This is a genomic window from Mesorhizobium sp. GbtcB19, assembly GCF_019091085.1.
GTDB lineage: Bacteria > Pseudomonadota > Alphaproteobacteria > Rhizobiales > Rhizobiaceae > Mesorhizobium.
Map to the genome: position 1 here is coordinate 334,050 of NZ_JAGXJY010000001.1, position 22,757 is coordinate 356,806.

23 protein-coding genes are annotated in these 22,757 nt (G+C 64.2%); 18 read left to right on the forward strand and 5 right to left on the reverse strand.

The genetic code is table 11. The features are described 5' to 3' along the window. Nucleotides 1-136 precede the first annotated feature (136 nt). Nucleotides 137-1,087 (reverse strand): AEC family transporter, encoded by a 951-nt coding sequence (locus tag KVT37_RS01570; protein ID WP_217568957.1) that lies wholly within the window; start codon nucleotides 1,085-1,087, stop codon nucleotides 137-139. Between the two features lie 160 nt (nucleotides 1,088-1,247). On the opposite strand from KVT37_RS01570, the gene KVT37_RS01575 reads away from it, so the two are divergent. The 6 genes from KVT37_RS01575 to KVT37_RS01600 all read left to right on the forward strand — a co-directional run bounded on the left by KVT37_RS01575 (nucleotide 1,248) and on the right by KVT37_RS01600 (nucleotide 7,044). Continuing rightward, nucleotides 1,248-1,796, forward strand: a complete 549-nt coding sequence (locus KVT37_RS01575) for a histidine phosphatase family protein (RefSeq protein ID WP_217568959.1) — start codon at nucleotides 1,248-1,250, stop codon at nucleotides 1,794-1,796. Nucleotides 1,797-2,019: 223 nt separating this feature from the next. Further along, nucleotides 2,020-2,301: an acyl carrier protein gene (locus KVT37_RS01580; protein ID WP_040981809.1), complete on the forward strand. Its 282-nt coding sequence runs from the start codon at nucleotides 2,020-2,022 to the stop codon at nucleotides 2,299-2,301. A 115-nt stretch (nucleotides 2,302-2,416) separates the two neighbouring features. After that, nucleotides 2,417-3,604 carry a beta-ketoacyl-ACP synthase gene (locus KVT37_RS01585; RefSeq protein WP_217568961.1) on the forward strand — a complete coding sequence of 396 codons (1,188 nt, stop codon included), beginning with the start codon at nucleotides 2,417-2,419 and terminating at the stop codon, nucleotides 3,602-3,604. 12 nt (nucleotides 3,605-3,616) lie between these two features. Next, nucleotides 3,617-4,888 carry a beta-ketoacyl-ACP synthase gene (locus KVT37_RS01590; protein WP_217568963.1) on the forward strand — a complete coding sequence of 424 codons (1,272 nt, stop codon included), beginning with the start codon at nucleotides 3,617-3,619 and terminating at the stop codon, nucleotides 4,886-4,888. A 116-nt stretch (nucleotides 4,889-5,004) separates the two neighbouring features. Further along, on the forward strand, nucleotides 5,005-6,033 hold the full coding sequence (locus KVT37_RS01595) for a zinc-binding dehydrogenase (RefSeq protein WP_217568965.1): 1,029 nt from the start codon (nucleotides 5,005-5,007) through the stop codon (nucleotides 6,031-6,033). An 18-nt stretch (nucleotides 6,034-6,051) separates the two neighbouring features. Next, on the forward strand, nucleotides 6,052-7,044 hold the full coding sequence (locus KVT37_RS01600) for a lipid A biosynthesis lauroyl acyltransferase (protein WP_217568967.1): 993 nt from the start codon (nucleotides 6,052-6,054) through the stop codon (nucleotides 7,042-7,044). 23 nt (nucleotides 7,045-7,067) lie between these two features. On the opposite strand, the gene KVT37_RS01605 is transcribed toward KVT37_RS01600, so the two are convergent. Then, nucleotides 7,068-7,499 (reverse strand): L,D-transpeptidase, encoded by a 432-nt coding sequence (locus tag KVT37_RS01605; RefSeq protein WP_217568969.1) that lies wholly within the window; start codon nucleotides 7,497-7,499, stop codon nucleotides 7,068-7,070. A gap of 261 nt (nucleotides 7,500-7,760) precedes the next feature. On the opposite strand from KVT37_RS01605, the gene KVT37_RS01610 reads away from it, so the two are divergent. The 5 genes from KVT37_RS01610 to KVT37_RS01630 all read left to right on the forward strand — a co-directional run bounded on the left by KVT37_RS01610 (nucleotide 7,761) and on the right by KVT37_RS01630 (nucleotide 14,090). Continuing rightward, nucleotides 7,761-9,038 carry an acetylornithine deacetylase/succinyl-diaminopimelate desuccinylase family protein gene (locus tag KVT37_RS01610; RefSeq protein WP_217568971.1) on the forward strand — a complete coding sequence of 426 codons (1,278 nt, stop codon included), beginning with the start codon at nucleotides 7,761-7,763 and terminating at the stop codon, nucleotides 9,036-9,038. A gap of 109 nt (nucleotides 9,039-9,147) precedes the next feature. Then, entirely contained in the window at nucleotides 9,148-10,629 is a 1,482-nt protein-coding gene (locus KVT37_RS01615; protein WP_217568973.1) for an ABC transporter substrate-binding protein, read from the forward strand. Between the two features lie 28 nt (nucleotides 10,630-10,657). After that, nucleotides 10,658-11,605, forward strand: a complete 948-nt coding sequence (locus KVT37_RS01620; protein ID WP_217568975.1) for an ABC transporter permease — start codon at nucleotides 10,658-10,660, stop codon at nucleotides 11,603-11,605. Next, nucleotides 11,602-12,471: an ABC transporter permease gene (locus KVT37_RS01625; RefSeq protein ID WP_217568977.1), complete on the forward strand. Its 870-nt coding sequence runs from the start codon at nucleotides 11,602-11,604 to the stop codon at nucleotides 12,469-12,471. Before KVT37_RS01620 ends, KVT37_RS01625 begins: the two co-directional genes overlap by 4 nt. Further along, nucleotides 12,468-14,090 carry an ABC transporter ATP-binding protein gene (locus KVT37_RS01630; RefSeq protein WP_217568979.1) on the forward strand — a complete coding sequence of 541 codons (1,623 nt, stop codon included), beginning with the start codon at nucleotides 12,468-12,470 and terminating at the stop codon, nucleotides 14,088-14,090. Before KVT37_RS01625 ends, KVT37_RS01630 begins: the two co-directional genes overlap by 4 nt. Before the next feature lies 1 nt (nucleotide 14,091). On the opposite strand, the gene KVT37_RS01635 is transcribed toward KVT37_RS01630, so the two are convergent. Further along, on the reverse strand, nucleotides 14,092-14,523 hold the full coding sequence (locus KVT37_RS01635) for a TerB family tellurite resistance protein (RefSeq protein WP_217568981.1): 432 nt from the start codon (nucleotides 14,521-14,523) through the stop codon (nucleotides 14,092-14,094). Nucleotides 14,524-14,721: 198 nt separating this feature from the next. Here KVT37_RS01635 and KVT37_RS01640 point away from each other — a divergent pair, with 198 nt between their 5' ends. The 4 genes from KVT37_RS01640 to KVT37_RS01655 all read left to right on the forward strand — a co-directional run bounded on the left by KVT37_RS01640 (nucleotide 14,722) and on the right by KVT37_RS01655 (nucleotide 17,204). Beyond that, a complete protein-coding gene (locus tag KVT37_RS01640; protein ID WP_217568983.1) occupies nucleotides 14,722-15,507 on the forward strand; it encodes a TSUP family transporter in 786 nt (261 codons plus the stop codon). A gap of 51 nt (nucleotides 15,508-15,558) precedes the next feature. Next, a complete protein-coding gene (locus KVT37_RS01645) occupies nucleotides 15,559-15,729 on the forward strand; it encodes a hypothetical protein (protein ID WP_112127440.1) in 171 nt (56 codons plus the stop codon). Between the two features lie 138 nt (nucleotides 15,730-15,867). Beyond that, nucleotides 15,868-16,701, forward strand: coding sequence for an AraC family transcriptional regulator (locus tag KVT37_RS01650; RefSeq protein ID WP_217568985.1), 834 nt, complete (start codon nucleotides 15,868-15,870; stop codon nucleotides 16,699-16,701). Nucleotides 16,702-16,784: 83 nt separating this feature from the next. Continuing rightward, the gene (locus KVT37_RS01655; RefSeq protein WP_217568988.1) at nucleotides 16,785-17,204 is read left to right on the forward strand and encodes a VOC family protein; all 420 of its coding nucleotides are present in this window, start codon (nucleotides 16,785-16,787) and stop codon (nucleotides 17,202-17,204) included. Nucleotides 17,205-17,477: 273 nt separating this feature from the next. Here KVT37_RS01655 and KVT37_RS01660 read toward each other — a convergent pair whose 3' ends face one another. Further along, nucleotides 17,478-18,953 carry a cobyric acid synthase gene (locus tag KVT37_RS01660; RefSeq protein WP_217568990.1) on the reverse strand — a complete coding sequence of 492 codons (1,476 nt, stop codon included), beginning with the start codon at nucleotides 18,951-18,953 and terminating at the stop codon, nucleotides 17,478-17,480. Continuing rightward, nucleotides 18,953-19,558 (reverse strand): dimethylsulfonioproprionate lyase family protein, encoded by a 606-nt coding sequence (locus KVT37_RS01665; RefSeq protein WP_217568992.1) that lies wholly within the window; start codon nucleotides 19,556-19,558, stop codon nucleotides 18,953-18,955. The genes KVT37_RS01660 and KVT37_RS01665 overlap by 1 nt, the downstream gene beginning before the upstream one ends. Nucleotides 19,559-19,697: 139 nt before the next feature. On the opposite strand from KVT37_RS01665, the gene KVT37_RS01670 reads away from it, so the two are divergent. The 3 genes from KVT37_RS01670 to mmsB all read left to right on the forward strand — a co-directional run bounded on the left by KVT37_RS01670 (nucleotide 19,698) and on the right by mmsB (nucleotide 22,239). Next, nucleotides 19,698-20,864: an isobutyryl-CoA dehydrogenase gene (locus tag KVT37_RS01670; protein WP_217568994.1), complete on the forward strand. Its 1,167-nt coding sequence runs from the start codon at nucleotides 19,698-19,700 to the stop codon at nucleotides 20,862-20,864. 48 nt (nucleotides 20,865-20,912) lie between these two features. After that, the gene (locus tag KVT37_RS01675; protein WP_217568996.1) at nucleotides 20,913-21,281 is read left to right on the forward strand and encodes a four helix bundle protein; all 369 of its coding nucleotides are present in this window, start codon (nucleotides 20,913-20,915) and stop codon (nucleotides 21,279-21,281) included. A gap of 73 nt (nucleotides 21,282-21,354) precedes the next feature. Beyond that, nucleotides 21,355-22,239 (forward strand): 3-hydroxyisobutyrate dehydrogenase, encoded by an 885-nt coding sequence (gene mmsB, locus KVT37_RS01680; RefSeq protein WP_217568998.1) that lies wholly within the window; start codon nucleotides 21,355-21,357, stop codon nucleotides 22,237-22,239. Nucleotides 22,240-22,757: the final 518 nt, after the last annotated feature.

Consider the following 22,757-nt stretch of genomic DNA (forward strand, 5'->3'; position numbering starts at 1 on the left):
GTTTATCCGTTGGAGCGTGCTTTAAGAGCCGCACGCCGGCGCATTGCTCTTACCTAGGGAAAGGCGGGCAGGCAATCACAAGATGGCATATAGGGGTTGGGCCAGCGAAATCGAGCGCAGGCAGGCCTGCTGAAGCCTATCCGAAAATATGCACCACCACGGTGAGCCAGAACGAGGTGGTCAGCACGGCGCTCGCCGTGGCAAGCGTCATCTGGTTCGAGGCCAGCGCCTGACCGGTGTTGAACTGGACGGCGATCAGATAGGAGTTGATGCCCGACGGGAGTGCTGCAACCACCACCGCGACCTTGGCCGTCAGCGGCGGCAGGCCGAGCAGCCAGACGAAGGCCAGCACCAGCGCCGGCATAAGGAACAGTTTCAGCCCCGACAGCGCCAGCGCCGGCCGGATATTGCCGGAGATGCCGAAGCGGCGCAGGCTGAGCCCCATGGCGAACAGCGCCACCGGGCCGGCCGTGTCCGCGAGCGTGTCGACCAGCCGTTCGACCAGGTCCGGCAGCGGCGAGCCGGTCAGGCGCCAGGCAAGCCCCGCCAGGATGCCGATGATCAGCGGATTGATGAACAGCCGCCTGAGGAAGCTTTTGATGACGCGCAGCGGATGCACCGTCTCGCCGCTGCCGCGCCCGAACATCTCGAACAGCACGATCGAGGCCATCATCATGATCGGCAGGTGGACCGAGACCAGCAGCGACAGCACCTCGAAGCCGCTGGCGCCGAAAATGCCGAGGATGAAGGGCGCGCCGAGCAGCACGACATTGGAATAGGCCGAGGACACGCCGCCGACGATGCCCGCGCGGGCATCCCGGCCGAAGACGCGCGTCGTGACCAGATGGCCAGCGGCCCAGGTGATGGCGACGGCGGTGAAATAGGCGCCCCATAGCGACCAGGGCGTGACGCCATGGAAATCCGATTTGACCATGGTCTGGAACAACAGCAGCGGCATCGCCACGTTGACGGCGAATTCGGAAATGCCCTCCCCGCTCGCCGGCTTCAGATAACCGGTCAGCCCGGCCAGATAGCCGAGCGCCACGAGGCTGAAGACGAAAAGGACGGTTTCGGTGAGCGGAGTCATTTCTTGGGCGGAGACATTTTTCCCGTGATAGGCGAGCCCTGAGCGCCATGCAATCGGCGTGACGCGCCGTTCCCACGCCCTCCGCTTGTTTTCCGTCCGGCTTTGCGGTCCCTATATGCCAATCACGGCATGGCCCCGCCGGGCCGCCAAAGGACTTCCGATGCTGCGACTTGCCCTGGCGCTTTTCCTCCTGGCTGTTCCGAACCTTGCCCACGCGACCGACGCCGGCTGGGCGCTGCTGCGCGACGGCGGCCATGTCGTGCTGCTTCGCCATGCCTTCGTCACCGGGGCGACCGACCCGGCGAATTTCGACGTCGGCAATTGCGCGACCCAACTCAATCTGTCGGAACGCGGCAAGCAGCAGGCAAGCCGCATCGGCGCGCTGTTTGCGGCTCGCGCGGCGCCGATCGATCACGTGCTCTCCAGCCGCTACTGCCGCTGCCTCGACACGGCCCGCATCGCTTTCGAATCCGAGCCGCAACCTTTCGCGCCGCTCGATCTGCTGAAAACCGACCCTGGCGAGAAAGCCGCGCAGATCGCCGCGATCATCAAGGAGATCCGCGGCTATTCCGGTTCCGACAATCTGGTGCTGGTCACGCATCTCGAGGACATCGAAGCGCTGACCGGCGTGGCGCCGCGCGAGGGCGAGGCCGTGGTGGTGGCGCCGGACGGCGACGGCCTCAAGGTACTGGGGCGCGTGACGTTCTGACGGCCGGTTATCCATTTTTAAGGCGCTTTTGTTGCAGAAATGCCACCGGCGGCGGCCGCAAACGCAAATCGGGAAGCCCGGCGCACTGCTTTCGGATTGCGTTCCCAAAGCCGGCATCCCATCTGCGGCCGGCGCATCAGGCCTTTTCCTGCCGGGAAAAACCGATTAGACAGCGCCCAAACAAGATGCGGACAGATTCCGCCCGCAACCGAAGGAAGAGCCCTTGTCCACCACGTTCGAGAAAGTCGCCAAGATCATTGCCGACACCAGCGAGATCGATATCGACACCATCACGCCGGAGAGCCACACCATCGACGATCTCGGCATCGACAGCCTCGATTTCCTCGACATCGTCTTTGCCATCGACAAGGAATTCGGCATCAAGGTGCCGCTCGAGAAGTGGACGCAGGAAGTCAACGACGGCAAGGCCTCGACCGACGATTACTTCGTCATGAAGAACCTCTGCGCCAAGATCGACGCCCTGGTCGCGGCCAAGAACGCCTGATGTTCAGAGGGCGCGTGAACTTGACGCGCTCAGCGCATGACCCCGAAATCGGCATCGATTTTCGGAAAGGATCATGCGCAAAATCAAAAAGTCGCCTGACCCACAACAGCCGCCCATGAGTTCCCACGACGTCGTCATCACCGGCATCGGCCTTGTCTCTTCGCTGGGAGAAGGCCCAGACGCGCATTGGCAGAAGCTGACGCAGCCCGGTTTCCAGCCGGTGCTGGAGGCCGAGCGCTTCGCGCCCTATACCATCCATCCCCTGCCCGAGATCGACTGGAACCTGCAGATCGCCAAGCGCGGCGACCAGCGCCAGATGGAAACCTGGCAGCGCCTCGGCACCTATGTCGCCGGCCTCGCGCTGGACGACGCCGGCATCAAGGGCAATGACGAGCTTTGCACGACCATGGACATGGTGGTGGCGGCCGGCGGCGGCGAGCGCGACGAGGCCGTCGATGCCGCGATCCTCGCTGCTTCGGAGAGCCGCAACGACCGCGACGTGCTGCTCAACGAGAAGCTGACCACGGAATTGCGGCCGACGCTGTTCCTCGCCCAGCTCTCCAACTTGCTCGCCGGCAACATCTCGATCGTCCACAAGGTCACCGGTTCGTCGCGCACCTTCATGGGCGAGGAGGGCGCCGGCGTCTCGGCCGTCGAGACGGCCGCCGCGCGCATCCGCTCGGGACAGTCGACCCATGTGCTGGTCGGCGGCGCCTTCCAGACCGAGCATTCCGACATGCTGCTCGGCTATGAGCTCGCCGGCTATTTGCATCGCGGCCCGTGGAAGCCGGTCTGGCAGCGCCAGGGCGCCGAGGGCGGCGGTGTCGTGACCGGCTCCGGCGGCGCCTTCCTGGTGCTCGAACAGCGCGAGCACGCGCAGAGCCGCGGCCGCAAGATCTATGCCGAGCTTGGCCCCGTCGTTTCCGGCCGCGCCAGGCGCCGGCGCGGCGAGTTGAATGCCGAGATCGCCGCGCTGCTTAAGCAGGCGCGCCTTCCCGATGGCGACCTGCTTACGATTTCCGCCGCCTCCGGCGCGCATGCTGCCACCGCGGCCGAAAAGGCGGCGTTCGACGCCAATCCGGCCTTGGCAGCGCGCGCCTTTTCGACGCTGACCGGCCATATGAAGGAAGCGCAGTTCCCCTTCGCCGTGGCGCTGGCGGCTCTGGCCGTCGACCGCAAGGCTGGCTACCCTGTCTTCGATGCCACGGTGGAGCGTCCATTCGAAGGTGCTCCCACCTCCGTCCTTGCAACGGCGATCGGCTATCACCAATTCGAGGGCCTTGGACTGGTTAAAGCCGCTTAGAAAGAAACAAGCATGGCCAATCTCCGCGATCATATGGGCAGGCCGATCGTCGCCGTGACCGGCATCGGCGTGGTCACTTCCCTTGGCGTCGGCAAGAACGACAACTGGGCGGCGCTGACCTCGGGCAGATCCGGCATCCACCCGATCACCCGCTTCCCGGTCGATCACTTGAACACCCGCATTTCCGGCATGGTCGACTTCCTGCCGTCGAGCACGAAGGGCGCGAGCCCCCTCACCTATGAGTTGGCTGAAACGGCAGCCCAGGAAGCGGTCTCCGAGGCCGGCCTCGATTCCGGTGATTTCGGCGGCCCGTTGTTCCTCGCCTCTCCACCGGTCGAACTCGACTGGGCCGACCGCTTCTCGCTCTACAATTCCGATAAAAAGGACGCCGGCGCCGAAAGGCTGCTGCGCGTGGCGCGCGCGCTGAAAGAACTCGGCATCTTCGAGACCACGCAGTTCGGCTCGATCGCCGACCGCCTGGCTGACCGCTTCGGCACCCGCGGGTTGCCAATCACGCTGTCGACGGCTTGCGCCTCGGGCGCCACCGCCATCCAGCTCGGCGTCGAGGCGATCCAGCGCGGCGAATGCGACAAGGCGCTGTCGATCGGCGCCGACGGCTCGGCGACGGCCGAGGCGCTGATCCGCTTCTCGCTGCTTTCGGCGCTCTCCACCCACAACGATATTCCCGAGAAGGCGTCAAAACCCTTCTCCAAGGACCGCGATGGCTTCGTGCTGGCCGAAGGCTCCGGCGCGCTGGTGCTGGAATCGCTGGAAGCCGCCTTGGCTCGCGGCGCGACGATCCTCGGCATCATGCGCGGCTGCGGCGAGAGGGCCGACGATTTCCACCGCACCCGTTCCAAGCCTGATGCTTCACCGGCGATCGCGGCGGTGCGCGCCGCCCTTGCCGATGCCGGAATGAGCGAGGACGAGATCGACTACGTCAACGCGCATGGCACCTCGACGCCTGAAAACGACAAGATGGAGCATTTGTCGCTGTCGACCGTGTTCGGCGAGCGCATCGGCTCGATGCCGATTTCGTCCAACAAGTCGATGATCGGCCACACCCTGTCGGCCGCCGGCGCGGTCGAGGCCGCGTTCTCGCTGATGACCATGCGCGAAAGCGTCATCCCGCCGACCATCAACTACGACAATCCCGATCCGGCGATTGTCCTCGACGTGGTGCCGAACAAGAAGCGCAATGCCGAAGTCGGCTCGGTTTTGTCCAATTCCTTCGGCTTCGGCGGCCAGAACACCTGCCTTGTCATGGCGCGGGAACCGGTCTAAGCGGATTTTTTCCGCCATTGCATGTCGCGCAAAAGTGAAATCGGTTTTGCGATAACGACATGCATAAACAAAGAAACTAAAGCGCAGCGCGCTTTAGAACCGAACTGACAGGCCCCATGCGCGCATTGCAACTTATCGAGGACCGCCGCCTTGAGACGGTGGACCTGCCGCCTCCCCCGCCGCCTTTGCTCGGCGAAGTGACGCTCCGCATCAAGGCGGTGGCGCTCAACCACATCGACGTCTGGGGCTGGCGCGGCATGGCCTTCGCCAAGCGCAAGCTGCCGCTTGTCGTCGGCGCCGAGGCCGCGGGTGAGGTCGAGGCGGTCGGCCCTGGCGTTTCCAACCTGCTGCCCGGACAATTGGTGTCGATCTATGGCGCTCGCACCTGCGGGCTGTGCCGGGCCTGCCGCGAAGGCCGCGACAATCTCTGCGAGCACGTCTCCGGCGTCCACGGCTTCCATCTCGATGGCTTCGCCCAGGAAAAGATCAATCTGCCGGCTCGCCTGCTGGTGCCGGCTCCGCCCGGCGTGTCTGAAATCGGCGCGGCGGTCGCTCCGGTCACCTTCGGCACCGTCGAGCACATGCTGTTCGACAATGCCAGGCTGGAACCCGGCGAGACCATCCTGGTCCATGCCGGCGGCTCCGGCATCGGCACCGCCGCCATCCAGCTCGCCAAGAAGATGGGCTGCACCGTCATCACCACGGTCGGCTCGAACGACAAGATCGACAAGGCCAAGGCGCTTGGCGCCGACCATGTCATCAACTACCGCGAGGACCGGTTCGAAGGCGTCGTGCGCAAGCTGACCAAGAAGAAGGGCGTCGACGTCGTGTTCGAGCATGTCGGCGCCGACACGTTCGCCGGCTCGATGCTGTGCCTGAGGCGCGGCGGCCGCCTTGTCACCTGCGGCTCGACGTCCGGCGTGTCGACGCAGGTCAACCTGATGCAGCTCTTCCAGCAGCAGCTGAAGCTGCTCGGTTCCTTCGGCTGCCGCATGGAGAACATGGCCGATGCCATGCAGAAGATGGCTGCCGGCCTCGTTGCCCCGGTGATCGATACCGAGGTGGGTTTCGACGACATCGACGCGGCGCTGAAGCGCATGGAAGGCCGCGACGTCTTCGGCAAGATCATCCTGCGCGTTTCCTAAGCATTTCAGGAAAGGCGGATGGTCGGCAAGGTGTTCAGGAAAGCCCGCCGGGACTTCATGTTCCGCTACGGCCTGCGGCTGCGCCAGACGGAGCACTGGCTGGTCGCCAGGCTCGCCATGGTGCTGCTGTCGATCCTGCGCCTGCTGCCGCCCGACAGCGCGCTCAACTTCGCCGACCGTGCCGCCCGCCGCGTCGGCCCGATGGTCGGGCGCCACCGCGTGGCGGTCGACAATCTGCGCCTTGCCTATCCGGAAAAAAGTGACGCCGAGATCCAGGCCATCGCGCTCGACATGTGGGGCAACATGGCCCGCCTCGCGGCCGAGTACATCTTCCTCGACGCGCTCTTCGACTTCGATCCGAACGCCTCGAAGCCGGGCCGGGTCGAGGTCCGCGGCATCGAGCATTTCGTCGAGATCGCCGGCGAGAAGAAGCCGCATATCCTGTTTACCGGCCATCTCGGCAATTTCGAGCTGCTGCCGGTGGCCGCCGCCACGTTCGGCATGAAGATCACGGCCTTGTTCCGCCCGCCGAACAATCCCTATCTCGCCGACTACATCCACTCGACGCGCCGCTCCTCGATGGGCGCGCTGCTGCCCTCCTCCACCGGCGCGTCCTTCGCGCTTGCCGCTATCCTGGAGAATGGCGGCAATATCGGCGTGCTGGTCGATCAGAAATTCTCGGGCGGCGTCGAGACGACCTTCTTCGGCCGGCCATGCCAGAGCAACCCGATGCTTGGCATGCTGGCCCGCCACTATGACTGCGACGTCTACCCCGCTCGCTGCGTCAGGCTGCCGGGCAATCGCTTCCGGCTGGAAATCGAGGACAAGCTGACCTTGCCGCGCACCGATGGCGGCAGCGTCGACGTCGCCGCCACCACCCAGCTTCTCACCGACGTGGTCGAGCGCTGGGTGCGCGAGGACCCCGGCCAGTGGATGTGGTTCCACAAGCGCTGGGAAATCAGCGGCCGCCGCCGCAAGCGCGGACAGGCGAAGGCGGCGGCCGGCCAGTAGTCGGCCGGCACTGCCCACCCGGATCAATTAGTGACGACGATCCGCGTGTTGCCGAAGCCGACTTCCTTGACCATGGTATAGAAGGTCGCGGCGTTGGCCGGATGCAGGCGCACGCAGCCATGCGAGGCCGGGCGTCCGAGATTTCTCACCGCTCCGGTGCCGTGAATGGCGTAGCCGCCGTGGAAGAACACCGAATAGGGCATCGGCGAGTTGTCATACTTGCGCGAATACCACATCCGGGCGGTCCATTGCGGCCGGTAGCTGCCGCGCGGCGTAAAATATCCTGGGCGCGCCGTCGACACGCTCCAGCGATAGAGCACCTGCCCGTATTTGCTCACGGTCATGGTCTGCGACGAGACGTCGATATTGGCGACCAGCGTGGCCGCCCGGCTTGCGATGGACATGCCGAACAACGCGGTTGCCAGCACGGTTGCCATGAGAACGAACTTTTTCATGCGATCAAACCCCTTTGATTGCCCCCTGCCATTCGCGCGGTTTTTCCATCTTTTTGTCGGCAGATGCGTTAAATACCACACACTCGTTGACGAATCCGCCAATCCAATGCGGTGAATTTGAACGATTTTCCCGGCATAGTTGCCGCCGCGACACGCACCCTCTGAAGTTTAAGCCTGGCGTTGGGCCATGCCCGGATCGTCGTGTGGCAATGCGCGACTGCTTGCTTGCAAAAGTGCCGCGTTCCTTCTTCAATCCGCCGAATGAGTGAACGACTTTTCAAGGCGGTCGAGGACCGGGTCGACGACCTGGTCGCGCTGACCGCGGACCTGATCCGCTTCCCGACCGTCAATCCACCAGGCGACGCCTATCGGCCATGCGCCGAGTTCCTTGGCGCGCGCTTGAGGAAGCTCGGCTTCGAAACCGAATTCATCCGTGCCGAGGGCGCGCCCGGCGACAGCGACCGCTACCCGCGGGTCAATGTCGTCGCCCGCTTCGACGGCCGCTCGCCCGGTCCCTGCGTGCACTTCAACTCGCATATCGACGTGGTCGAGGCCGGCGACGGCTGGACCGTCGATCCCTTTGCCGGCGTGGTGAAGGACGGCAGGGTCTATGGCCGCGGCGCCTGCGACATGAAAGGCGGCCTGGCAGCCTCCGTCATCGCCGTCGAAGCCTTCATGGCAACCTATCCGGACTTTCCCGGCGCCATCGAGATATCGGGCACGGCGGATGAAGAATCGGGCGGTTTCGGCGGCGTCGCGCATCTGGCAAGGCTCGGCTATTTCTCGAAGCCGAAGGTCGACCACGTCATCATCCCGGAGCCACTGAACAAGGATCGCATCTGCCTTGGCCACCGCGGCGTCTGGTGGGCCGAGATCGAGACCAAGGGTGAGATCGCGCATGGCTCGATGCCGTTCCTCGGCGACAATGCGGTACGCCATATGGGCGCCGTCCTGCAGGCTTTCGAGGACGAGCTGTTCCCGGCGCTCGACCGCAAGATGACGCGCATGCCGGTGGTGCCGGAAGGCGCCCGGCGCTCGACCATGAACATCAATTCCGTCCATGGCGGACAGACCGAGGATTTCCGGCCGGGGCTTCCTTCGCCCAACGTGCCGGACTGGTGCCGGCTCACCATCGACCGGCGCTTCCTGCTCGAAGAGGATATCGCCACCGTCAAAAGCGAGGTCACCGGCATCCTCGAGCGGCTGAAGCACGAGCGCAAGAAATTCGACTACGAGATCCGCGACCTGATGGAGGTGCTGCCGCTGATGACCGAGCGCGACGCCCCGGTGGTGAAAGCCGTCGCCAAAGGCATCATGGAAGTGTTCGACCGCGAGCCCGATTACGTGATCTCGCCCGGCACCTACGACCAGAAGCACGTCGCGCGCATCGGCCACCTCTATGACTGCATCGCCTATGGCCCGGGCATTCTCGACCTCGCCCACAGGCCGGACGAATGGGTGGGCATCGCCGACATGGTGGAATCGGCCAAGGTGATGGCGGTCGGCCTCAATGTGCTCTTGCGCGGCACGACCGGATGACAGGTAAAAACATTCCGCCTGGCGCCGCCGGGAAGCACGAAACGCAATTTACTCGCACGCGAAATCACGCTTCTATCCGCCGGCTTGAGCAAGCAATGGGAGTTCAGCGATGAAACTGTGGAAGACCACCCTGGCCGCGGCCGTCCTGTCGCTTGCCGCCGCCACGTCGGCCTTTGCCGCCCGCACCGATCTCACGCTCGGCATCGTGCTCGAGCCGCCGCATCTCGATCCGACCGCCGGCGCGGCCGCGGCCATCGGCGAAATCACCTATGCCAATGTCTTTGAAGGGCTGACCCGCATCGACGACAACGGCCAGGTTCAGCCCGGTCTGGCCGAGAGCTGGACCGTCTCCGACGACGGCAAGGTCTACACGTTCAAGCTGCATGCCGGCGTGAAGTTCCACAATGGCTCGGCCTTCAGCGCCGACGACGTCAAATTCTCGCTGGACCGGGCGCGCGCCAAGGATTCGCTCAATCCGCAAAAGCAACTCTTTGCGCATATCACCGATGTCACAGCGGTCGATCCGGCGACGGTCAAGGTCACCCTCGACGGGCCGCAGGGCGATTTCCTCTACAACATGGGCCTGGTTGCGGCGGTGATCGTGGGCAAGGGATCGGCCGACGGCAATAAGGACAAGCCGATCGGCACCGGTCCATTCAAGCTCGATCACTGGGCCAAGGGTGCAGAGATCACGCTCGTCAAGAACCCGGATTACTGGGGCACACAAGCCGCGCTCGACAAGGCGACATTCCGCATCGTTCCCGACGCCGCCGCGGCTGTCCCCGCCTTGCTCTCGGGCGACATCCAGGCCTTCGCCAACATGCCCGCGCAAGACGCGCTCGCGCAGCTCCAGTCCGATCCGCGCTTCAGCGTCGTGATCGGCGCGACCGAGGGCGAGACGATCCTGTCGATCAACAACAAGAAGCCGCCCTTCGACAAGCTTGCGGTCCGGCAGGCGCTCGCCTCGGCGATTGATCGCAGTGCCATCATCGCAGCCGCCTCGAACGGTCTTGGCAAGCCCATCGGCTCTCATTTCTCGCCAGGCGATGCGGGCTATGTCGATCTCACCGGCGTCTATCCGCACGACATCGCCAAGGCCAAGGAATATCTGAAGGAAGCGGGGCTGGAGAACGGCTTCTCGGCCACGATCAAGCTGCCGCCCGTGCCCTACGCACGCGACGGCGGCCAGGTGATTCAGTCCCAACTGAAGGACATCGGGGTCAATCTGCAGATCATTCCGGTCGAATGGGCGGAGTGGCTGAGCCAGGTCTTCACCAACAAGGACTACGACCTGACGATCGTTTCCCATGTCGAGCCAAACGACATCGATATCTATTCGCGGCCCGGCTACTATTTCCAGTACGACAATCCGAAGTTCAACGATGTCATCAAGGCGCTCGGCACCACGGTCGACAAGGACAAGAGGCTGGAACTGCTGGGCGAGGCGCAGAAGATTCTCGCGCACGATGTGCCCGCCGTCTACCTGTTCGAGTTGCCGAAAATCGGCGTCTGGGACGCCAAGCTGCAGGGCATGTGGACGAACTGGCCGATCGAGGCGGATGATCTGACCAAGGTGAAGTGGACGGATTGAGGCCTATGCGATCGCCCGATCGCCTCCCATGACCGCCTACCTCCTGAAACGCCTCGTCATCGCGGCCCTCACCCTGGTGCTGGCCTCGATGGTCGTGTTCGCGGTCATGGAGGTCCTGCCCGGAGATCCGGCACGCCTGATGCTGGGCCTCAATGCCACCGCTGATCAGGTCGAAGTGCTGCGCAACCAGATGGGGCTGAATGCGCCGCTGGCGCTGCGCTACCTGCACTGGGCGGGTGGGCTGCTCAGCCTCGATTTCGGCCGCTCCTACACCTATTCGGTTCCCGTCATCGATCTGGTGCGCGAACGCATTGCCGTCTCCCTGCCGCTGGCGCTGATTGCGCTGGCGCTCTCGACCATCATAGCCATTCCGGTCGGCGTGTTCTCCGCCAGCCGCCAGGGCCGCGCAGGCGACACGCTCGCCATGGGTGCCTCCCAGCTTGGCGTCGCCGTGCCGAATTTCTGGTTCGCGCTGATGCTGATCTACCTCTTCGCCGTCTGGCTGCGGCTGGTGCCTGCCGGCGGTTTTCCCGGCTGGAATGCAGGCATCTGGGCTGCGCTGAAATCCCTGATCCTGCCCGCCATCGCGCTGGCGCTGCCGCAGGCGGCGATCCTGGCGCGCGTCGCCCGCTCGGCGCTGATCGAGGTGCTCAACGAGGACTATATCCGCACCGCCCGCGCCAAGGGCCTGCCCTACCGCGCCGTGCTCTGGCGCCACGCGCTGCGCAACGCCATGATCCCGGTGCTCACCATTCTCGGCCTGCAATTCGCCTTCCTGCTCGCCGGCACCATCATCATCGAGAACGTCTTTTACCTGCCTGGCCTCGGCCGGCTGATCTTCCAGGCCATCACCCAGCGCGACCTGATCGTGGTCGAGAGCATCGTCATGCTTTTGGTCGCCGCCGTGATCCTCATCAACCTCCTCGTCGATTTTTCCTACGCAATCGTCGACCCGCGCCTCAGAGGCCGGCAATGACCATGCGCATCGATCTGCCCGAGGAAACCCTTGCCGGCGTGCTGGCCAAGGCCTTCGGCAACCGCTCCTTCCTGATCGGGCTGGCCATTACGCTGCTGATAGTTGCCGTCGCGCTCATCTCCTTCGTCTGGACGCCTTACGACGTCACCAGGCTGGTGATCGCCGACAAAACCCAAGCGCCCTCTTCGGCGCACTGGTTCGGCACCGACCATTTCGGTCGCGACATCCTGTCGATGGTCATGGTCGGCGCCCGCAATTCGATCGCCGTGGCGCTGGTCGCGGTCGGCATCGGCATGGGCATCGGCGTGCCGCTCGGCGCCTTCGCCGCCGCGCGCGGCGGCTTGGCGGACGAGGCGCTGATGCGCGTCAACGATCTCGTCTTCGCCTTCCCGGCGCTGCTTTCGGCAATCATGATCACCGCGATCTTCGGCCCGGGCGCCGTCAACGCCATCATCGCCATCGGCATCTTCAACATCCCGGTTTTCGCCCGCGTCGCCCGCGCCGGCGCGCTGGCGATCTGGCCGCGCGAATTCATCCTCGCCGCCCGCGCCGCCGGCAAGGGCATGACGCGCATCACCGTCGAGCACATCCTGCCCAACATAGCGACGCTGCTCTTGGTCCAGGGCACGATCCAGTTTGCGCTGGGCATTCTCGCCGAAGCCGGACTTTCCTATGTCGGCCTCGGCGCCCAGCCGCCGATGCCGAGCTGGGGCCGCATGTTGTTCGATGCGCAGACGCGCATGGTGACCGCGCCCTGGATGGCGATCTTTCCCGGCATGGCGATCGTCATCACCGTGCTTGGGCTGAACCTGCTCGGCGACGGCATCGCCGACATCCTCGATCCGAAATCGCGGCGGCGCCGATGAGCCTGCTCGAGATCGAGAACCTGTCGCTGAAGATCGGCGCCACGCCGATCCTGAAAGGCGTCGAGCTGGCGCTCTCGCCCGGCGAGGTCGTCGGCCTTGTCGGCGAATCCGGCTCCGGCAAGTCGATGACGGCGCTGACCATCATGCAATTGCTGCCGCATCTGGCGCGTGCCGACGGCCGCGTGACCTTCGATGGGATCGACCTCCTCGCCGCGACCGAGGACCAGATGTGCGCCCTGCGCGGCGACGATATCGGCATGGTCTTCCAGGAGCCGATGACGGCGCTCAACCCGGTCAAGACCATCGGTGAACAGGTCGCCGAAGGCATTCGCTGGCACACCAAGGCAGGCCGCGCCGAAGCCGAGGAACGTGCACGAAAAATCCTCGACCGGGTCGGGCTGCCGGAAGCCAAATTCCCGCTGTCGCGCTATCCGCACGAACTCTCCGGCGGCCAGCGCCAGCGCGTCGTCATCGCCATCGCCTGCGCGCTCAAGCCGAAGCTGCTGATCGCCGATGAGCCGACGACGGCGCTTGACGTGGTGCTGCAGGCGCAGATCCTCGATCTCCTGCGCGATCTGGTCCGTGAGAACCGCATGGGGCTGCTGCTCATCTCGCATGACCTCGCGGTGGTGACCGAGATGGCCGACCGCCTGACCATCCTGCGCCGCGGTGAGGTGACCGAGGCCGGCGACACGGCGCGCACGCTATCAGAGCAGCAGCATCCCTACACGCGCGAGCTGGCGCTGGCTTCGATGCATGTGCCGGCGCGGCCGAAATCGCACCTTGCCGGCTCGGCGAAACCCTTGCTCGAAGTCGAGGGCGTCGTCCGGGATTATCCGGGTCGGCGCACATCGCTGTTCCGGCCGGCGCCGCCGATCCGCGCCGTCGACGATGTCTCGCTCACCATCGAGCCCGCGCAATCGGTGGCGCTCGTCGGCCGCTCGGGCTGCGGCAAGTCCACCCTCGCCCGCATGATCCTCGCTTTGGACAAACCAACGGCGGGCACGATCCGCTTTCGCGGCGAGGCCATCACCGGCAAGCCGGAACAGGCGCTGAAGCCGGCCCGGCGCGACATGCAGGTCGTGTTCCAGGATCCTTACGGCTCCTTCGACCCGCGCCAGAAGGTCGAGAAGCTGGTCGCCGAGCCGCTGCATCTTCTGGAGAAGCAGCCGACCGGGACCGAGCGCCGCGAGATGGTCGCGCACGCGCTGCACGAGGTCGGGCTCGGTCCGCGTGACATGGACAAATATCCGCATGAATTCTCGGGCGGCCAGCGCCAGCGCCTGTCGATCGCCCGCGCCATCATCACCCGCCCGAAGCTCGTGGTGGCCGATGAGCCGGTCTCGGCGCTCGACGTCTCGATCCGCGCCCAGATCCTCGACCTTTTCGCCGAGCTCAACCAGAAGCTAGGGATCGCATATCTCTTCATCACCCATGACCTGACAGTCGCCCGCGCGATGGCGGACGAAATGCTGGTGATGCACGAGGGCCGGATCGTCGAGCGCGGCAGAGCGAGTGACGTGCTCGACCACCCGCAATCGGAAGCTGCCAAGGCGCTTGTCTCGGCGGCGCCCGATCTGCACCGCGCGATCGCGCGACGCATGCAGGAACAGGGGTAGTTCAGCCTTCCGGCTTCACCACGTCGACCGGACTGATATCGAGCAGGTCGAGCGTGCGGCGCAGCAGCCGCACCTCGCTCTCCGCCAGCTTGGAATCGGCCTTGGCGATCTCGGCCATGTGGCGCGCAAGCAGTTTCCGGCGCTCGATATCGAGGTCGCGGAACAGCGCGATCGCCTGCGAGCCGTTGGTCTCGTAGCCATAGTCGTTGAGATATTCGATGACGCTGTCGATCGAGGTTTCCGGAATGCCGAAGGCTTCCTTGCAGATGCGCCGGAAGACGACCATCTCGCTCTCCGAGACCGAGCCGTCGGCCAGGATCATGCGGAACAGCATCAACAGCTCCGCCGACAGCACCGGATCGTCCGCTACCTTGCGAACCCCTGGGTCGCCGTCGAAGATCGAACGTATCTGGTCGAGCAGCGCCATTGCCACCAAGCTCCCTTTGCGAGTCTGGCCTGATTGTTAGAGCAATTCCAGGAAAAGTGTGAAGCGGTTTTCCGTTCGGAATTGCACCAAAACAGAGGGCAGAGCGGTTCGGCGTGGAACGGCGGACCGATCTGGCGTGGAATCGCTCTTGCGCAAACGGGACGAGCGTGATGGAAGCTTCATTCCCTCACAGCGCCCTCCCCGATGATCGCCCTTACACTGCAGACCGTCCTTATTCTCATCGCCGCCGCCTTTGCCGCCGGTTTCGTCGACTCGATCGCCGGCGGCGGCGGGTTGATCACCATCCCGGCGCTGCTGCTTGCTGGCTTTTCGCCGGTCGCAGCGCTCGGCACCAACAAATTGCAAGGCATGTTCGGTTCCGGCTCGGCCACCATCCATTATGCTGCCAACGGCCAGGTCGACCTGCGCCGCCAACTGCCGTCGGCGCTGCTGGCGCTTGTCGGCGGCGCGGTCGGGGCGCTTTTAGCGACGGTCGTTCCCGGCGATGCCCTGCGCGCCCTGCTGCCGCTGCTTCTGATTGCGATTGCGCTCTATTTCGCGCTGAAGCCGAACATGGACGATGTCGACCGCGCCGAGCGGCTGTCGCCTTTCCTGTTCGGGCTGATCATCCCGCCGCTGGTCGGCTTCTATGACGGCGTCTTCGGCCCCGGCGCCGGCTCTTTCTACATGCTCGCCTTCGTCACCCTGGCCGGATATGGCGTGCTCAAGGCGACGGCGCATACCAAGCTGCTCAATTTCGCCTCCAACATCGGCGGCTTCGTCGTCTTCGCCGCCGTCGGCGTCATCGACTGGAAGATCGGCCTGATGATGGGCGTGGCGCAGTTCATCGGCGCCCGCGTCGGCGCGAGCCTCGCCATCCGCATCGGCGCCAGGCTGATCAAGCCGCTGCTGGTGGTCGTATGCCTGGCGCTGGCGGTCAAGTTGTTAGCCGACCCGGCCAATCCCCTGCGCCAGCTCATTGGTGTGTGAGGCTCCTGCTGGTAAAGTTCGGGTGTTGCGAATCATGTTGGAGGGACAGACATGAATCTCAGTGCACCCACCCAGATCGTGTTCATTATTTCGTTGGTCATCGCCATCATCGGCCTTCTCGCCGCTCTTGGCGTTCTTGCATTCATTCCGCTTGCGTCCGTTTGGATCATGCTCATCGCCTATATCGTGCTCGCCGCCGGCTGTTTGATGCGCGGTGCCTGAAGCAATTCCAGGAAAAGTGTGCAGCGGTTTTCCGTCCGGAATTGCGTTAGCTGCTAACAGCAATCTTAGGCAACTCGGAGCGCCCGGCCCTGCCGGGCGCTTTTGATTTTTGCGAGCGTGTTCTGCTAGGCTCGCGCCATGTCCGACGAGACGGAGCGCCATCGACAGGATAATCGCTCTCACGCCCTCCACTTCGAGATGGTGCGGCGCAAGCCGGCCGTCTCGCTCGCGGGCATCGTCACGGACATCTGCGGCTATCGCGAGACAAGGCCGGGCCATTTCCGCATCGTCGAATATGCCTCGCTCACCGTGCCGCTGGTGATCAGCTTTGCCGAAGCCTTCGCCATCGGGCTCGGCCACACGCCCGGCGACAATGACCGCTACGCCAGCTTCGCCGCCGGCCTCTATGCCGGGCCGGTGATGATCGAATCCTTCGGCGCAGCCTGCTGCGTCCAGGTCAACTTCACGCCGCTCGGCGCAAGGCAATTCTTCGGCCTGCCGATGAGCGAGCTGCGCGACCGCATGGTCGGGTTGGACGATGCGCTGGGCGTTGACGGCATGGCGCTGCGCGAACGGCTTGGCGAGGCGTCGGATTGGGTCATGCGTTTCGACATCGCCGAGACCTATGTCGCCAACCGCCTTGCGGAAGCGAATGCGCTTTCACCCGAAATCGCCTGGGCCTACAGGACGGTCATCGCGTCGGGCGGCCGCACCCGCATTGCGGCGCTCTCCGGCGAGATCGGCTGGAGCCGCAAGCACCTGGCGGCAAAGTTCACCGACGCGATCGGCATCGGCCCGAAGACATTGTCGCGCATCGTACGCTTCAACCGCGCGCTGTCCCTGTCGAAGCAGCAGGACGACGACTGGGCCGGCATCGCCGCCGATTGCGGCTATGCCGACCAGGCGCATCTGGTGCGCGAGTTCCGCCAGCTGGCCGGCGAAACGCCGACCGGGCTCGCGGCGTTGATGTAGGCCCAGGCGAGGTAACATTTCTTCAAGACGCCAAGACGGCCGTGATGGACGCTGGGCCTATCGACGCGAACAAGGAGATCGTCATGCCCTCGTCAACCGAAGCACCCCGTATCTATCCCGCCCTGCGCTACAGAAACGCCGCCAGGGTGATCGACTGGCTGAGCGAAGCCTTCGGCTTCGAACTACGCGCCCGCTATGGCGAGGGCGAAATCGTCCACCACGCGGAGCTGACCTTCGGATCCTCGATGATCATGCTGGGTAGCGCGCGCGACGACGATTACGGCAAGATGGTCGGCGATCCAAGCGGTGGCGGCGGCAAGTCGATCTACATCGCCGTCGAAGACGCCGACGCCGCCTATGCAAGGGCGAAGCTGGCCGGCGCGAAAATCATCCAGGAACTGGTCGACCGCGACTATGGCAGCCGCGAGTTCATCTGCCTCGACCCCGAAGGCAATGTCTGGTCCTTCGGCACCTATTGGCCGAAGGCGGGCGAGAAAGGCTGAGGATCATTGCCACGCTCGAGACTAGCCGATGCGTCCGAACTTCGTCATCCACGGGCGGAGCGGGAGCGAAGCGGACGCGCAGACCCGAGGATCCATTCCGTGGCCTCGATCGAGGAGCGCAGCGGAGCAGAATTCTGCACGGTAGCAGCGCCTGAACGTCACGGAATGGATCCTCGGGTCTACGCGCGTCGCTTCGCTCCTTGCTCCGCCCGTGGATGACGACTGGATGGACGTTTTCGCCAATCGCAAACGTGTGCGGTTCGGCAGGACAACCTACCGCGCCAGCGAAAAAATCGCGTCGCAATCCAAATGCGCTTCCAATTCCGCAGCGACCTCGTCCAGCGCTTTCTCGACCTCGGCGCGGTAGTCGATGCCGCCGCCGCTGACGCCGAGGCTCGCGAGGTAGGCGGCGCGAAAAGCGTCGGCGGAAAACAACCCGTGCAGATAGGTGCCGATCACCTTGCCGTCGGCGGAAACCGCGCCGTCCTCGGCGCCGTTGAGGATGGTCGAGGGCCGCGCCGTATCCGGGCCGGTGGTACGGCCGAGATGGATTTCGTAGCCTTCCAGCGGCAGGCCGAACTGCACCGAATGCGCGCTCGAATTGCGCACGGTCTTTTCAGGCTCCATCACCGTTTCGATGTCGAGCAGACCAAGGCCCTCGGCCTCGGTCACATTGCCTTCGATGCCGTCGGGGTCGGTGACCCTTCTGCCGAGCATCTGGTAGCCGCCGCAAATGCCGACGATATGGCCGCCGCGCTTGCGATGGGCGAGAAGGTCGCGGTCCCAGCCGTTCTCGCGGAATTTGATGAGATCGCCGATCGTCGACTTCGAACCGGGGACGACAATCAGCCCGGCATCCTCCGGCAGCCTCTTGCCCGGCGGCACGAACACCACCTCGACTTGCGGCTCGGCCTTGAGCGGATCGAGGTCGTCGAAATTGGCGATGCGCGCCAGCATCGGCACCGCCACTTTCAGCGCTCGCCTCTCGCCGGAAGCGAGGCGCTCGAGCACGACGGAATCCTCTGACGGCAGCCGGCCGGCCGCCTTCAGCCACGGCACGACGCCGAAGCAGCGCCAGCCGGTGAACTTCTCGATCGCGCCTATCCCCTCGTCGAACAGCGAAACATCGCCGCGGAACTTGTTGATGAGATAGCCGGCGATCATGCGCCGGTCTTCCTCCGGCAGGATGAGGTGCGTGCCGGCAACCGAAGCGATGACGCCGCCGCGATCGATGTCGCCGACCAGGATCACCGGCACATTGGCGCGCGTGGCGAAACCCATATTGGCGATGTCGCGGCTGCGCAGATTGATCTCGGCCGGCGAGCCCGCCCCCTCGACGATGACCAGGTCGGCGCCCTCGCCGACCTTGACCCAGGAATCGAGCACAGCCTCCATCAATCCGGCTTTCATCGCCTGGTAGTCGCGCGCCCGCGCCTCGCCAAAAACCTTACCCTGCACCACCACCTGCGAGCCGATATCGCTCTGCGGCTTCAGAAGCACCGGGTTCATATGCACGGTCGGCCGAACCCCGCAGGCCAGCGCCTGCAGCCATTGCCCGCGGCCAATCTCGCCGCCGCCGGAACTGTTGTCGCCGGGGATGTCGGCAACGGCGGCGTTGTTCGACATGTTCTGCGGCTTGAACGGCCTGACCTTCAGCCCGCGATTTTTTGCGGCCCGGCAAAGCCCCGCCACCAGCACGGTCTTGCCGACATCCGAGCCGGTGCCCTGCAGCATGATCGCTTTTGCCATCAGCGCCTGCCCCCCGAGCCGATAGTCGACTTCTGCGCCAGCGGCCCACCGCGCCAGAGATAAAGCGCCATCAGCGGCCCCTTGCCGGTGCGCATGGCATGATTGACGTTGGACGCATGGTGAATGACCTCGCCGGCGTCGCGACGATGGAAACTGCCCTCGCCCATCCGCCACTCCGTGCCGCCGGTCAGCGGAATGTAGATTTCCTCGGCGATGTGATGATGGTCGGGATAGACGATTTCAGGCCCCAGGATCAGCAGGCCGGCAGCGACCTGGTCATTGGCGAAATGCCCGCGTGTGCCAAACACTTCCAGCCAGCCGTAATTGTCGATGAAACCCTGCCCGAAATCGGCGGCGGTATAGGTCTGCCCCCAGCGCAACGCGCTCCGATGGTCGGCAGCGAAGCGCGCCAACGGCTTGGCGTCGATCGGCGCAAGTTCTGCGATGCGATCGAGATAGCGGAGGCAGTCAAGCGCGCGCGGTTCTAGCGAGCGGACAGGCATGTCCCAGCCGATGCGCGCGACTTCGAGCGCGACGAGATCGCTGTCGACGCCGGCCAGATAGGCGTGGAAATGGTCCAGCAACGCATCGAAAATTGTCGGCACGCAAGAGCTCCGTTAGTCATTCCATGCACAGCCGGTTCTCAACGGCCCGGGTTGCGCGGCGGCATCATTGGTCTAGATTGAACGGCGCGCAAAGCCAAAAACGACAGGCCAGAAGGCCTGAAACGACAGGGAGCACGCCATGGACGCGGCAGTCGATGCTGGTGCTGGCCAGTTCGAACTCAACGAGGAGCAGCGCGCCATCCAGGAGATGGCCCAGGCCTTCGCGGCGGACCGCGTCGCGCCCAACGCGCTCGACTGGGACAAGGCAAAGCACTTCCCCGCCGATGTGATCCGCGAGACCGGGCCGCTCGGCCTGGGCGGCATCTATGTGAGCGACGATGTCGGCGGCTCGGCGCTTGGGCGGCTCGACGCAGTGCTGATCTTCGAGGCGCTGGCCCACGCCGACCCGGCCTTTTCCTCTTTCATCTCGATCCACAACATGGCGGCCTCGATGATCGACCGCTTCGGCTCAGACGAGCAGCGCCAGCGCTTCCTGCCGAAACTGACCTCGATGGAGTGGCTGGCGAGCTATTGCCTGACCGAGCCGGGCTCCGGCTCGGATGCCGCGGCGCTGAAGACGCGCGCGGTGAAAAACGGCAGCGACTATGTCTTGAACGGCGCCAAGCAGTTCATCTCCGGCGCCGGCGACAGCGATCTCTATGTCGTGATGGCACGCACCGGCGCCGACGGCCCGAAAGGCATTTCCACCTTCGTCGTGCCCAAGGACGCGCCCGGCCTTTCCTTCGGCGCCAACGAGCACAAGATGGGTTGGCACATGCAGTCGACTCGCCAGGTCATCTTCGAGGATTGCAAGGTGCCGGCGGAGAACCTGCTTGCCGCGGAAGGCGCCGGTTTCGGCATCGCCATGGCCGGGCTCGATGGCGGCCGGCTCAACATCGCCGCCTGTTCGCTGGGCGGCGCGCAATCGGCGCTCGACAAGGCACTCGCTTACACTTCTGAGCGCAAAGCCTTCGGCTCCAAGATAAACCAATTCCAGGCGCTGCAATTCAGGCTCGCCGACATGGAGACGGAGTTGCAGGCCGCCCGCATCTTCCTCTACGCCGCAGCTTCCAAGCTCGACCGCAAGGCGCCCGACGCCGGCAAATGGTCGGCGATGGCCAAGCGCTTCGTCACCGATATCGGCTTCGACATCGCCAACCAGGCACTGCAGTTGCATGGCGGCTACGGCTATCTGCACGACTACGGCATCGAGAAGCTGGTGCGCGATCTGCGCGTCCACCAGATCCTCGAAGGCACCAACGAGATCATGCGCGTCATCATCGCTCGCTCGCTGATTGGGCGATAGGCAGTAGGCAGTAGGCAGTAGGCAGTAGGCAGTAGGCAGTAGGGAAAGATGACCAGTAAGATCAACTCATACAAGGATTTGATCGTGTGGCAGCAGGCGATGGATCTGGCTGTCGCCACCTACTCCCTGACCAAGAAATGGCCAAAAGAGGAACTGTATGGGCTGACCAGCCAAATTCGCCGCTCAGCCACATCTATCCCCGCAAACATTGCGGAAGGCTACGGCCGAGATAACACCGGCTCTTATCAGCAGTTTCTCAGGATAGCCCAAGGCTCTCTAAAGGAGCTTGAGACGCATCTCCAGATCGCTGAACGCATCGGCTTGGCCACTCGCGATGAGGTTCATCACATGCTGTCAGCCACGGAAGCCATCGGAAAAATGCTTCGCCAGCTTATTATCAAGCTCGCACCTGAATAGACCCCCTACCCCCTACTGCCTACTGCCTACTGCCTACTGCCTACTGCCTACTGCCTAACCTGGGAGCACCACTATGACGACGATCGCCTTCATCGGGCTCGGCAACATGGGTAATCCGATGGCCGCCAACCTCGTCAAGGCGGGGCATGCGGTGCTGGGCTTCGACCTGGTACCCGAAAACCTTACGGTTGCGAAGGAACACGGCGTGACAGTGATGGCGAACGCCACCACGGCGGCAAAGGACGCTGATGTGGTGATCACCATGCTGCCCGCCGGCAAGCATGTGCTGTCGGTCTATGAGGACATCGCGCCCAAGGCTAAGAAGGGCGCGCTGTTCATCGATTCCTCGACCATCGATGTCGAATCGGCGCGCAAGGCGCATGCGATTGCCGCCAGGCATGGTCTGCCCTCGATCGACGCGCCGGTTTCCGGCGGCACCGGTGGTGCCACGGCCGGCACCCTCACCTTCATGGCCGGCGGTTCGGACGAAGCCTTCGCCGCCGCCGAGCCGATCCTGAAGCCGATGGCCGGGCGCGTCGTCCATTGCGGCGGCGACGGCGCCGGCCAGGCGGCCAAGATCTGCAACAATATGATCCTCGGCATCTCGATGATCGGCGTCGCCGAAGCCTTCGTGCTGGCCGAAAAGCTTGGCCTGTCGCACCAGGCGCTGTTCGACGTCGCCTCCACTTCGTCCGGCCAATGCTGGTCGCTCACGACTTACTGCCCGGTGCCCGGTCCGGTGCCCGCCTCGCCGGCCAACCGCGATTACAAGCCGGGCTTTGCCGCGGCGCTCATGTTGAAAGACTTGAAACTGTCGCAGGAAGCCGCGCAAAGCGCGGGCGCCGTGACCCCGCTCGGCGCCGAAGCCACGCAACTCTATGCCTTGTTCAACGCCCAAGGACATGCCGGCGTCGATTTTTCCGGCATTATTAATTTCCTGCGCGGAAATTCAGCTTAAGCCACTGCTTTTAAAAGGTTATTTTCAAAATTTTCCGATCCGAAGCCGGCAAATTTAGATTTGCTTAAGGTCTCGCTAACTCACCGGTAACGATGTGCCTTTAAAACGGATTGCGAGGCGGACATCGCGTCTGCCCGGCGCTCCGGATCAGGTCTCGCGTACCGGAGCCCGTAAGTTTCGCAAGTATTCTTGTCGCGAAACGCCATGCGTATCTGGCAGAGCCGCGTTCCCGCAGGGACGCGGTTTTTGCGTTTCAGGGACTGTACCGCGCGGTCCGCATCATGTTCCGATTGCCACGTTCGGAATGGCCACATGGTCTTCATTGTCCAGCACGATCGGCGCATCGACGCCTTGCACCCTGAGCCGGTGAACGCTCATCCTTGCCTATTCATCGATGTTGCTGAATGCTGACCAAAAAAAGGGGGGGGACATGACATGACTACATTGAACAGCATGCGGACAGTACTTGCCGCTATCGTGTTGTTGGGATGCTCGTCGGCATTTGCGGGGGCCAACGA